The 12,163-nt window shown below is 65.1% G+C and carries 11 protein-coding genes; 2 read left to right on the forward strand and 9 right to left on the reverse strand.

Annotated elements, in window-relative coordinates; genetic code table 11:
- From tsaB to ampD, 5 genes are all read right to left on the reverse strand, one after another.
- Positions 1-335: tRNA (adenosine(37)-N6)-threonylcarbamoyltransferase complex dimerization subunit type 1 TsaB (gene tsaB / locus BIS11_RS03040; protein WP_253585723.1), on the reverse strand; the 335-nt coding region annotated here is incomplete at its 3' end.
- A gap of 83 nt (positions 336-418) precedes the next feature.
- Positions 419-1,072, reverse strand: a complete 654-nt coding sequence (gene adk / locus BIS11_RS03045) for an adenylate kinase (protein ID WP_253420943.1) — start codon at positions 1,070-1,072, stop codon at positions 419-421.
- A 211-nt stretch (positions 1,073-1,283) separates the two neighbouring features.
- Positions 1,284-3,311, reverse strand: a complete 2,028-nt coding sequence (gene aceF, locus BIS11_RS03050; protein WP_253420941.1) for a pyruvate dehydrogenase complex dihydrolipoyllysine-residue acetyltransferase — start codon at positions 3,309-3,311, stop codon at positions 1,284-1,286.
- A 57-nt stretch (positions 3,312-3,368) separates the two neighbouring features.
- Positions 3,369-6,041 carry a pyruvate dehydrogenase (acetyl-transferring), homodimeric type gene (aceE, locus tag BIS11_RS03055; protein WP_253420939.1) on the reverse strand — a complete coding sequence of 891 codons (2,673 nt, stop codon included), beginning with the start codon at positions 6,039-6,041 and terminating at the stop codon, positions 3,369-3,371.
- 387 nt (positions 6,042-6,428) lie between these two features.
- Positions 6,429-7,019, reverse strand: a complete 591-nt coding sequence (ampD, locus tag BIS11_RS03060; protein WP_253420937.1) for a 1,6-anhydro-N-acetylmuramyl-L-alanine amidase AmpD — start codon at positions 7,017-7,019, stop codon at positions 6,429-6,431.
- A 73-nt stretch (positions 7,020-7,092) separates the two neighbouring features.
- On the opposite strand from ampD, the gene nadC reads away from it, so the two are divergent.
- Positions 7,093-7,947 carry a carboxylating nicotinate-nucleotide diphosphorylase gene (nadC, locus tag BIS11_RS03065; protein WP_253420934.1) on the forward strand — a complete coding sequence of 285 codons (855 nt, stop codon included), beginning with the start codon at positions 7,093-7,095 and terminating at the stop codon, positions 7,945-7,947.
- Between the two features lie 8 nt (positions 7,948-7,955).
- On the opposite strand, the gene BIS11_RS03070 is transcribed toward nadC, so the two are convergent.
- Positions 7,956-8,483, reverse strand: a complete 528-nt coding sequence (locus BIS11_RS03070; RefSeq protein ID WP_253420931.1) for a GNAT family N-acetyltransferase — start codon at positions 8,481-8,483, stop codon at positions 7,956-7,958.
- 125 nt (positions 8,484-8,608) lie between these two features.
- Between BIS11_RS03070 and tsaA the strand changes: the two genes are divergently transcribed.
- Positions 8,609-9,328 (forward strand): tRNA (N6-threonylcarbamoyladenosine(37)-N6)-methyltransferase TrmO, encoded by a 720-nt coding sequence (gene tsaA / locus BIS11_RS03075; RefSeq protein WP_253420928.1) that lies wholly within the window; start codon positions 8,609-8,611, stop codon positions 9,326-9,328.
- Positions 9,329-9,331: 3 nt separating this feature from the next.
- Here the strand turns inward: tsaA and purC are convergent, their stop codons facing one another.
- The 3 genes from purC to dapA form a co-directional block, all read right to left on the reverse strand.
- Positions 9,332-10,048, reverse strand: a complete 717-nt coding sequence (gene purC / locus BIS11_RS03080; RefSeq protein ID WP_227388647.1) for a phosphoribosylaminoimidazolesuccinocarboxamide synthase — start codon at positions 10,046-10,048, stop codon at positions 9,332-9,334.
- Between the two features lie 25 nt (positions 10,049-10,073).
- Positions 10,074-11,054 (reverse strand): lipoprotein, NlpB, encoded by a 981-nt coding sequence (locus BIS11_RS03085; RefSeq protein ID WP_253420924.1) that lies wholly within the window; start codon positions 11,052-11,054, stop codon positions 10,074-10,076.
- Between the two features lie 64 nt (positions 11,055-11,118).
- On the reverse strand, positions 11,119-12,003 hold the full coding sequence (gene dapA / locus BIS11_RS03090) for a 4-hydroxy-tetrahydrodipicolinate synthase (RefSeq protein WP_253420922.1): 885 nt from the start codon (positions 12,001-12,003) through the stop codon (positions 11,119-11,121).
- Between the last annotated feature and the right edge of the window lie 160 nt (positions 12,004-12,163).

The raw sequence follows: 12,163 nt of genomic DNA on the forward strand, positions 1-12,163 counted from the left end.
AAGCGGCGGTGCGCCTGCAGCGCCAGCGCCTCAAGCGTCGACACCCCGACCAGCGGACGATCGAGCCCGAAGGCCAGCCCCTGGGCGGCGCCGGCGGCGATGCGCAGCCCGGTGAACGACCCCGGCCCGTGGCCGTAGGCAATGGCATCGAGGTCGGCGGGGGTGATGCCCGCCTCGCCCAGCACCTCATCCACCATGGGCAGCAGGCGCTGGGTATGGGCGCGAGGGGTATGCTCGCAGCGGGCCAGGCACTCGCGAGCCTCGCCCTCGGCGCGAATCAACGCCGCTGAACACTCGCTCGACGAGGCGTCCAGGGCGAGAAGGTATGACGGCATAGCGACTCGGTACTCCAGAAAGAGAGCGCGTGGCCGCGCCGGGGCCAGAGGCCCACGGCGACGGACGCTTTAGAGGGAGGGTGTCAGCTCAGCGCTTCCTTCACCTGACGGGTAATGTCAGCCACGCTGCCCACGCCTTCGACGCGGTGATACTGCGGCGCCGCCTCGGGCTCTGTGGCCGCCCACTGCTGGTAGTAGTCGACCAGCGGCGCGGTCTGGTCGTGGTAGACCGAGAGGCGATTGCGTACGGTGGACTCCTGGTCGTCCTCGCGCTGGATCAGGGCTTCGCCGGTGACGTCGTCGCGGCCCGGCTCCTTCGGCGGATTGTGATCGACGTGGTAGACGCGCCCGGAGGCGGGATGCACGCGCCGACCGGCCAGGCGGTTGACGATCTCCTCGTCGGGCACGGCGATCTCGAGCACGTGGTCGAGCTTCACGCCGCCCTCCTTCATGGCGTCCGCCTGGGGGATGGTGCGCGGGAAACCATCGAACAAAAAGCCGTTCTCGCAGTCCGGCTGGCTGATGCGCTCCTTGACCAGGTCGATGATGATGTCGTCGGAGACCAGCCCGCCGCTGTTCATGATTTCCTTGACCTTGAGGCCGAGCTCAGTGCCATCCTTGATCGCGGTACGCAGCATGTCGCCGGTGGAGATCTGCGGGATCTTGAACCGCTCGCAAATGAATTGGGCCTGGGTTCCCTTGCCCGCGCCGGGGGCACCCAACAGGATCAAACGCATGGCACTGCTCCTAATGTCATAGATTCTAATGTCATAGATTCGTCAAAGTGAATAGAGGGACAATAACCGGGCCTCCCAGGCGGCACAACTCCCCAAACGCCGCATGGACGCGGTTTTTTTCATCCGGCCCGGCACTCGTTCTCGATCATGGGCGCGAAAACGCAAACGGCGCCCATGAAAATGGGCGCCGTGAGCGGTCCGTCGCTGTGCGTCAGAGCAGCAGGCGACGGATATCGGTCAGCACATCGGCCAAAAACGCCGTGAAGCGTGCCGCGTCCGCACCGTTGATCGCGCGGTGATCGTAGGAGAGCGACAGCGGCATCATCAGCCGTGGCTGGAAGGCAGCGCCATCCCAGACCGGCTTCATCTGCGCCTTCGACACCCCGAGGATCGCCACTTCCGGCGCGTTGACGATCGGCGTGAAGGCCGTGCCACCGATCGAGCCAAGGCTCGAGATGGTGAAGCAGCCGCCGGTCATCTCGTCGCGCTTGAGCTTCTTGCTCTGCGCCTTCTTGCCGAGCTCCGCCATCTCTTTGGCGATCTCGATCAAGGACTTCTTGTCGGCGTCGCGCAGCACCGGCACCATCAGGCCGTCCGGGGTATCGACCGCGATACCGATGTGGACGTACTTCTTCCACACCAGCGTGTCGCCGTCGCCCTTGAGGCTGACGTTGAACTGCGGGAACTTCCGGAGCGCGAAGGCGCAGGCCTTGACCAGAAACGGCAGCGGCGTGAGCTTGGCGCCCTGGGCCTCGGCTTCGGCCTTCATCGACTTGCGGAACGCCTCGAGCTCGGTGATGTCGGCTTCGTCGAACTGGGTCACGTGAGGCACGTTGAGCCAGCTGCGATGCAGGTTGGTCGCGCCCATCTTGAGCAGGCGACCCATCGGCTTCTCTTCCACTTCACCGAACTGGCTGAAGTCGACTTCCGGCACCGCCGGAATGCCGGCACCGCCGGTTGCCGCGCCGCTCTGGGCCGGTGCACTGGCCTTTTGCGACAGCGCCTGCTTGACGTAGGCCTGCACGTCCTCTTTCAGGATGCGCTCTTTCGGGCCGCTGGGCTTGACCAGCCCCAGGTCGACACCGAACTCGCGCGCCAGCATGCGCACCGCGGGCCCTGCGTGCACCAGCTTGCCGTCGCGCGGCTTGTGCGCGGCCATGGCCGCTTCGGGGCTGGGCGAGCCGGCAGGCGTCTCGCTCTTGCGAGTTTCCTGCTTCTGCTCGGCCTTCGGCGCGTCGCTCTTCTGGGCTTTCGGCGCGGGCTTGTCGGCCTGCTTCTTGGCTTTGGCGCTTCCCGCCACCTCGATGTAGGCGATGAGATCGCCTTCGGAGACGGTATCGCCCTCCTTCACGGTGAGCTCGAGGAGCTTGCCTTTGAAGGGGCTGGGCACGTCCATCGAGGCCTTGTCGGACTCCAGCGTGATCAGTGCGTCTTCTGCCTCGATCTCGTCGCCGACGGTGGCGGCGATCTCGATGATCGGCACGTCCGAGGCACCGGAGAGATCCGGTACGCGGACCTCCTTGCGCTCGGGCTCGCCGCTGCTCTGATCGTCGTCGGCCTGCTCGTCGGCGGCGTCGTCCTGGGCGTCCGCCGTCGGCTGCTCGGCCGGGGCGTCGTCGCCTTCGTCTTCACCTTCACCGTCGCCATCGATCTCGATCTGGCCGATCACGTCGCCTTCGGAGACGGTATCGCCCTCCTTGACGGTGAACGCGACGATCTTGCCGCTGTGCGGGCTCGGCACGTCCATGGAGGCCTTGTCGGACTCCAGGGTGATCAGGGCGTCTTCGGCACTGACCTCGTCGCCTTCGCCGACCGCGACTTCGATGATCTCGACGTTCTCGGAGCCGCCCAGATCCGGCACCGTGATATCGACGGTCTTCTTGCCACCCGAGGCCTTCTTGGCGGGTGCCTTCGGCTCCTCGCGCTTCTCCTCGCGGGGGGCATCGTCGGTCTTTTCGGGTTCGGCGTCCTGCTCGGCGGACGCGTCGTCGCCCTCCTCGCCTTCCACTTCGAGCTCGACGATGTCGTCGCCCTCGGAGACCTTGTCGCCCTCCTTGACCAGCACCTTGACGACCTTGCCGCCCTTGGGCGAGGGCACGTCCATGCTGGCCTTGTCGGATTCCAGGGTGATCAGGGCGTCTTCCGCTTCGATGACGTCGCCTTCAGACACCGCAATCTCGATGATTTCGACATCGGTATCGCCACCGATATCGGGAACTTTGATGATTTCGCTACTCAAGGTCGCGCTCCTTCCAAATCGGCTCGAGCCGGCGGGCAATGCCCGCCGGGCTGCGGTTTAGCTAGTCAGCGGGTTGGGCTTGCTGGCGTCGATGTTGTACTTCTTCAGCGCCTCGCCGACGACCTTGCGATCGATCTCGCCGCGCTCGGCGAGCGAGCGCAGGGCGGCGACCACGACGAAGTGGCGATCCACCTCGAAGAAGTAGCGCAGCTTCGCGCGGGTGTCCGAGCGGCCGAAGCCGTCGGTGCCCAGCACGGTGTAGTCACCCGGTACCCAGGCGCGTACCTGGTCGGCGTAGAGCTTCATGTAGTCCGTCGAGGCGATGACCGGTCCGTCGCGCCCTTCCAGGCACTTCGTGACGTGGGGCTTGGCGGCCTCGGCGTCCGGGTTCAGGAACGCCTCGCGCTCGAGAAGGAGCGCTTCACGGCGCAGCTCGTTGAAGCTGGTCACGCTCCAGATGTCGGCGCCGATGCCCCAGTCGCTGGCCAGAAGCTCGGCGGCCTCTTCCACTTCGCGCAGGATGGTGCCGGAGCCCAGAAGCTGAACGCGGCCCTTGTCGCCCTGGGTTTCGCGCAGCAGGTACATGCCCTTGACGATGTCGTCTGCGGGCACGTCGGCAAGCTCCGGGTGCTCGTAGTTCTCGTTCATCACGGTCAGGTAGTAGAAGCAGTTCTCCTTGTCGGTGAACATGCGCTTCAGGCCGTCCTGGACGATGACCGCCACTTCGTGACCGTAGGTCGGGTCGTAGCTTCGGCAGTTGGGGATGGTCGAAGCCTGGATCAGGCTGTGGCCATCCTGGTGCTGCAGGCCTTCGCCGTTGAGCGTGGTGCGCCCGGCGGTGCCGCCGACCATGAAGCCGCGCGCCTGCAGATCGCCCGCCGCCCAGGCCAGATCGCCAATGCGCTGGAAGCCGAACATCGAGTAGTAGATGTAGAACGGCAACAGCGTGACGTGGTTGTTGCTGTAGGAGGTCGCGGCCGCCATCCAGGCCGACATCGCGCCCGCCTCGGTGATGCCTTCCTCGAGGACCTGCCCCTTCTGGTCCTCGCGGTAGTACATGATCTGGCCCTTGTCGACCGGCTCGTACTTCTGGCCCGCCGCGGAGTAGATACCGAGCTGGCGGAACATGCCCTCCATGCCGAAGGTGCGCGCCTCGTCCGGGATGATCGGCACGACGTACTTGCCGAGTTTCTTGTCCTTGACCAGGCCGTTCAACACACGCACGAAGGACATGGTAGTGGAGACTTCACGCCCCTTGGAGCCGCCGAGCTGCGAGGCGAAGGTCTTGTCTTCGAGGCTCGGGATATCGAGGGACTCGAAATCGCTCTGGCGCGCCGGCAGGTAGCCGTTCAGGCGCTCGCGCTGCAGGTGCATGTACTTGAGCTCCGGGGAGTCTTCCTCGGGCTTGTAGTAGGGCACGTCCTTCAACTGCTCGTCGGAGAGCGGAATGCCGAAGCGGTCGCGGAATTTCTTCAGCGCCTCGTACTCCATGCTCTTGACCTGATGCGCCTCGTTGGCCGCTTCGCCGTCGCCTGCACCCATGCCGTAACCCTTGACGGTATGCGCCAGGATCACCGTGGGCTTGCCGTTCTGGGTGTTCACCGCCTCGTGGTAGGCCGCGTAGACCTTGAACGGGTCGTGGCCGCCACGGTTGAGCTTCCAGATGTCCTCATCCGAAAGATCCTTGACCATCGCTTCGGTTTCCGGGTACTTGCCGAAGAAATGCTCGCGGGTATAGGCGCCGCCATTGGCCTTGTAGTTCTGGTACTCGCCGTCGACCGCCTCATCCATGCGCTTTTGCAGGATGCCCTTCTTGTCCTGCTCGAACAGGGTATCCCAGTGGCGACCCCAGACGACCTTGATGACGTTCCAGTCGGCACCGCGGAACACGCCTTCGAGCTCGTCTATCACGCGGGCGTTACCACGTACCGGGCCGTCCAGGCGCTGCAGGTTGCAGTTGATGACGAAGATCAGGTTGTCGAGGTTCTCGCGACCGGCCAGCGAAATCGCGCCCAGGGATTCCGGCTCGTCACACTCGCCGTCGCCCATGAAGCACCAGATCTTGCGGTCGTACATGTTCTTGAGCTCGCGATGATGCAGGTACTTCATCACGTGCGCCTGGTAGATCGCCTGGATCGGCCCCAGGCCCATGGAGACCGTCGGGAACTGCCAGTAGTCCGGCATCAGCCAGGGATGCGGGTAGGACGAGAGTCCATCGCCGTCGACTTCCTGGCGGAACTTGTCCATCTGCTCCTCGGAGAGGCGCCCCTCGAGGTAGGAGCGGGCGTAGATGCCCGGCGCCACGTGGCCCTGGATGTAGACCAGGTCCCCGGCGAAGTCGTCTTTGGCCGCGCGGAAGAAGTGGTTGAAGCCCACGTCATAGAGCGTTGCCGAGGACATGAAGCTCGCGATATGCCCACCCAGCCCCGGGTTCGCGCGGTTGTTGCGGATGACCTGGGCGATGGCGTTGTAGCGGATCAAAGAACGGATGCGCCGCTCCATGAACAGATCGCCCGGCATCGGCGCTTCGCGATGGACCGGAATGGTGTTGCGGTGCGGGGTCGTCACCGAGAAGGGCACCTTCATCCCGTCCCGACGCATGCGATCCGCCAGGCGGGTCATCAGGTAGCGGGCGCGATCTTCGCCCTCACGATCCAGAACCGATTCCAGGGATTCAAGCCACTCCGTGGTTTCGACCGGATCGAGATCTTCTCTTGTCTCCAGACTCATAAAGTCTCTCCGAATGACGATAAATGACAATACGCCCGCTACCCTTTTGGGGCTGGGGCGGCTGCGACGTTGAGCCGCACCAAGGCCGGTATCGAGCCGAGCTTGCGTGTCTGACAGGGTTTTTGTTCTACATTCAACGAGGTGATTCGACCAGCCGTTCGATCGAACACAGGCCCGAGAATGTAGTTGGGCTACACAGCAGCCTTCGGGGTTAGCCTTTTGTATAGAGAAGATACCGCAAAGTGGCTAGTGTGCCAATTCTCACGCAATGGAAATTCTATCCAAAACAGTATATTGCACTGCAACATATTGGCTATGGAATCCATTTCCACCGCTATATCAGCGCCTTCTGTAGTCAAACTACCGTTTTATCTTCAAGCGAAAGAATCACTTCCCGACCGGTGTCACCTCAGCCCTTGCCAGGCACTGGCGGTAGTAGGCCCAGTCGAAGCATGGCCCCGGGTCTTCCTTGCGCAGCGGCGCCACCCTGGCGTGGCTGGTGATGCGCGACGCATCGAGCAGCGGATAGCGGGCCAGCAGCCAGCGGGTGGCCGCGACCAGCGAGCGGTACTGGGCCGCGGTGAACGGGGTATCGCCATCGCCTTCGAGTTCGATGCCGATGGAGACGTCGTTGAGGGCACAGCGCGCCTCATTCAGGCGCGGATCGAACCAGCGCGAGCGCCCGGCGTGCCAGGCGCGCCGGTCGGTATCGACGAACTGCACGCACTCGCCGTCGCGGCGGATCAAGAAGTGCGCCGAGACCTTGAGCGTCGCGATACGCGCGAAATAGGGGTGCGCACCGGGATCCAGGGTATTGGTGAACAGCGCCTCGATCGCCGCCCCCGCGAACACTCCCGGCGGCAGGCTGATGGCGTGCAGCACCAGAAGCGACACTTCGCCTTCGGCGCGGGCGTCGGCGTTGGGCGAGGCGACCTGGCGGGCCAGGGGCCAGTATCCGCCGCTATGGGAGTCGATCATTGGCGTCTTCTCTAGGTTCAAGGCTCGATTTCACTATAATGCGGCTCATACCCTGTGCCGAGACGATACCGCCATGGATTACCAGAACGCTCTGACCGACGAGATCCGCGCAAGCGTCACCCGCCTGCTCGCCGAAGACATCGGCGCGGGAGACATCACCGCCGGCTTGATTCCCCCCAACCAGTGGGCCACCGCCCGGGTGAGCGCCCGCCAGGACGCGGTGCTGTGCGGAGTGGCCTGGGTCGAGGAGATCTTTCGCCAGCTCGACGCCCGCGTGACCCTGCGCTGGGAGGCCGCCGACGGCGACGCCCTCACCCCGGAGCACCACTTCCTCGAGCTCGAGGGGCCGGCGCGCAGCCTGCTGACCGGCGAGCGGGTGGCGCTCAATTTGCTCCAGACCCTGAGCGCGACGGCGACGACCACCCGCGCCTTCGTGCAGTTGCTCGAAGGCACCCAGGCGCGGCTGCTCGACACCCGCAAGACCCTGCCGGGGCTGCGTCTGGCGCAGAAGTACGCGGTGGTCTGCGGCGGCGGCTACAACCACCGGCTGGGCCTGTGGGATGCGTTTCTGATCAAGGAGAACCATATCGCCGCCTGCGGGGGTATCCAGGCCGCCGTGGCCATGGCGCGCAAGCTTTCGCCAGGCATCCCGGTCGAGGTGGAAGTGGAAACCTTCGAGGAACTCGACCAGGCGCTGGCCGCCGGCGCCGACGTGGTCATGCTCGACAACTTCGATGTCGAGGACCTGCACGTGGCGGTGGAGATCAACGGCGGTCGGGCGACGCTCGAAGCCTCGGGCAACGTCGATGCGACCACCCTGCGGGCCATCGCCGACACCGGGGTGGACACCATCTCCAGCGGTACGCTGACCAAGGACGTCGCCTCGATCGATCTTTCCATGCGCATCACCCAGACCTTCACCGTCTAGCGCAGCACTCAGGTCTCGACGGCGCTGAGCGCCTTGCTCATCCGGTAGCGCTTGAGGCACTGCCCGCCGCGCTCGACCCACTGCTCGCCGTGGTTCTCGAAACCGCGCCGCTCGAGTCGCTCGAACAGCACCAGGCTCGCCTCGATCTCGACACGATCGATGCCCTGCTCGAGCAGCAGCCTTTCGGCGTGGATCAGCAGGGTACTGCCGATGCCGCGCCCGGCGAGCGACGGCCAGACGTAGAGCGTGACGATGCGCGCGCTGGCCGGGTCGAGTTCCAGAAAGCCCACGCAGCGCCCGTCGCATACTGCCACGAGCGTGGTATAGAGCGCCTGACGCGCCGCCCAAGCGCTGGCTTCCCTGGGCAGCGCCGCCGCCCAGGCCTCGCGCTCGTCACGCGAATAGTGGCTTGCAGCCCCCTGCATCACCGCGTGATAGAACACCTCGGCCTGATCCGCGGCGTCGCGGGCCAGCGCCGCGCGATACGTCACCCGTGCCGACGGCGGCCGCTCGCCGGCGTTGTCTCGATGGCTCATGTCATCCCTCTATCGTGTGGCGGCCGCGTCGGATTCACGTGCGGCCCGGGGTATACTCCCCACGCCCCGGACGGCACAGGCCGCCCGGGAATCTTTTCGGCTCATTCTGACTGCAAGGCCGCGCCATGTCCTCACCAAGCGATCAACGTTTCACGCTGCAGCCGATCGGCCACGTGACAAGCGACTACCCGGACAAGTTCGGCGTTCCCCGCCAGCCGGGGCTGGCCGACGCCGCCCGCGCCACGCTGGTGCTGGCCCCGCCCTTCGACGACCCTCACACCGTACGTGGACTGGAAGCGTTCAGCCACCTGTGGCTGCACTTCGTGTTTCATCAGAGCCCCGAGCGCTGGACGCCGCTGGTGCGCCCGCCACGCCTTGGCGGCAATCGCAAGGTGGGCGTGTTCGCCAGCCGCAGCACCCACCGCCCCAATCGCCTGGGGCTCTCGCTGGTGGGCCTGGCCGACATCGATTGCACTCGCGGCGTGCGCCTGCACCTGACCGGGTGCGACCTGGTCAGCGGCACGCCGGTCGTGGACATCAAGCCCTACCTGCCCTGGGCCGAGGCGCGCCCCGAGGCGCGGGCGGGTTTCGCCCCCGAGGCGCCGGTACGCAAGCGAGTGGCGTTCACCCCCGCCGCCGTCGAGGCGCTGACGCAGCGCGACGACGCCGCCTCGCTCACCGCGCTGATCGAGCAGGTGCTTGGACAGGACCCTCGCCCGGCCTACCACCAAAGCGATGCACGGGTGTACGGCGTGCATCTGCGCGACGTGAACGTGCGCTTTCGCCCGTGTGAAAACGACGCCACCACCCTGGAGGTGGTGGCAATCGAAGCGCGGAACGAATGAGACTCAGGCGGGGAAGGTAATGCCAAGCCGGCGACCGACTTCCTCGTAGGCCTCGATGACGCCGCCAAGGCCCTGGCGAAAGCGGTCCTTGTCCATCTTCTCGCGGGTGTTGGCGTCCCACAGGCGGCAGCCGTCCGGCGAGAACTCGTCACCCAGCACGACCTCGCCCTCGAAGATACCGAACTCGAGCTTGTAGTCCACCAGCAGCATGTCGCCCTGGGCGAAGAGCTGCTTGAGCACGTGGTTGACCTTGAAGGTCAGCGTCTTCATGGTGGCGAGCTGCTCGGGGGTCGCCCAGCCGAAGGTCTCGGCGAGCGACTCGTTGATCATCGGGTCGCCCTTTTCGTCGTTCTTCAGGAAAAGTTCGAAGGTGGGCGGGGTGAGCTCGGTGCCCTCCTCGACGCCCAGGCGCTTGACCAAGCCCCCGGCGGCGACGTTGCGCACCACGCACTCCACCGGAATCATCTTCATCTTCTTGACCAGGCTCTCGTTGGGCGAGAGCTGCTTCTCGAAGTGGGTGGGAATCCCCGCCTCCTGCAAGCGCTCCATGATGAAGGCGTTGAAGATGTTGTTGACCATGCCCTTGCGAGCCAGCGACTCCATCTTCTTGCCGTCGAAGGCGCTGGTATCGTCGCGAAAGGTCAAAACCAGCAGGTTCGGGTCGTCGGTGGTGTAGACCGATTTGGCCTTGCCAGCGTAGAGTTCTTGGCGCTTTTCCATGGGGGCTCCGAAAGATAGTGAAACGTTAGCGCAAATAGCCGGAAACGCGTTCGAGCAGCTCGCGCTGGTCGTCGGCAGTGAGCTCGCGGTCGCTTGCATTGATTGCGCGCAGCACGCTCTGGTCGCCCCGCGGCTCGAGCACCAGGCGTATCTGCTGGCTCATGCGGCGCACGTCGCGGCTGAACACCACCTGGATCGGATTGCGGCCCTCTTCCGAGGCGGTCATATAGTTCACCAGGAAGGCATACTCGTCGGGCGACTTCTCGATCAGCTCGCGACGGTTCTCGACGGTGAAGTCCAGGGTCAGGTAGTGGTCGAGCTCGGCCCAGACACGCTCGGCGGACTGCGGGATGACGACCTGCCACTCGCCATCCTGCTGGCGAATCTGCAAGGAGCGCTCGCCGGAGAGGCGCTGGGCATTCCAGGAGGAGGCGCTGGCGGTGGCGCTGCGCGCACCCAGGTACTCTTCGAGCGCGTCCAGGCAGTTGGTCACGGTCCGGCCGCCCTGCTCGCAGCGCACTTCGCTGCTGCCGGCGCGCAGCGCGCTCTGCAGGGAAAGCGTTGCCTGGGTGGTTTCGATCACGCCGCGGTTGGCATCGCTCTGCACGATGCCAAGCCCCCTGCTCCGGGCAAAGGCTTCGAGCTGCGGCCACACCGCGCCGGTATCGGCGGCCACCACCAGCCAGGCGTCGCTTCCGACCTGGCGGCGTTCGACGAACTCGGGTTCCAGGCCGCTGCCGATCGACATCGACGGCGGCGGGACGACCTCGGCGGCGCGCTCGACCCGGCTGCCCTGAAGCGATGCCTGGGGAACGGGCATGGCGTCCTGATAGCGCTGCACATTGCGGGTTTCGGGAAGCACCAGCGGCGGCGCGGGCGCGACCTCGGTGTAGTCCAGGTTACGATCGTCGTAAAACCCGTCGCGGGCGCAGCCGCTCAGCGCGATCCCCGCGGCCAGCGCCAGCGGAACCCATTTCAGCGCAGGTTGTTCAAGCACAGAGCTCATCAAGCCACCTTAAGTCAACAGTTCAGTCGCCCGGCACAGGCCGGGCACTCGGGGACGATCGCCACTACTGCTCGACGACGCCGGCCAACTGCAGCGCTTCACTGACAGTGGCGTGGTATTTTTCCGAAAGCCAGGTCAGCGGCAGGCGGATGCCCGCCTCCATGTAGCCCATCCGGTGGAGCGACCACTTCACGGGGATCGGGTTGGACTCTATCCCCAGGTTGGTGTGCAACGGCATCAGGCGGGTGTTGATCTGGTGGGCCTTCTCGGTATCACCGGAAATCGCCGCCGCGCACAGATCATGCATCGCCCGGGGCACCACGTTGGCGGTGACCGAGATATCGCCGTGGCCGCCCATCAGCATGAAGTCGCAGGCGGTCGCGTCGTCGCCGGAGTAGAGCATGAAGTCGCTGCCCTTCAAGCGTGCAATTAGATCCTCGGCGCGCTCAAGGTTCCCGGTGGCGTCCTTCAGTCCGATGATGTTGTCCACTTCGGCCAGACGCACCACGGTCTCGTTGTAGAGATCCGAACAGGTACGGCCGGGCACGTTGTACATGATCACCGGCAGCTTGCTGCCCTCGGCCACGGCCTTGAAGTGCTGGAAGAGGCCTTCCTGAGTGGGCTTGTTGTAGTAGGGGCACACCGACAGGCAGTAGTCTGCGCCCACTTCGCTTGCATAGCGGGCAAGCTCCACCGCCTCGGAGGTCGCATTGGCGCCGGTGCCGGCGATGACCGGAATGCGACCGCCCACCTCCTCGACCACCGCGCGAATGACGTCGAAGTGCTCGGCAAACGACATGGTGGTCGGCTCGCCGGTGGTACCCGCGGCGACGATGCCGTCGGTGCCGTTGTCCAGATGGAAGTTCACCAGGCGGCGAAGCGCCTCCCAGTCGATGTCGCCATTGACCTTCATCGGCGTCGCCAGGGCGACTATGCTGCCTGTGATCATCCGTTAATTCCTCACCTGATAGCGGTGGCACCCGGTAGATCGGGCACCCAATTGCAAAAGCGGCGCGCGGCGCCGGTCGACGCACTCTCTCGCCGACCGGCGCGCTCAAGGGCCAAATGGTACTCAGCGGATTCGAGCGTGTACAGCGTAAAGCGCGCCG

This window comes from Halomonas sp. 707D4 (genome assembly GCF_024158685.1).
Taxonomy (GTDB): Bacteria; Pseudomonadota; Gammaproteobacteria; order Pseudomonadales; family Halomonadaceae; genus Vreelandella.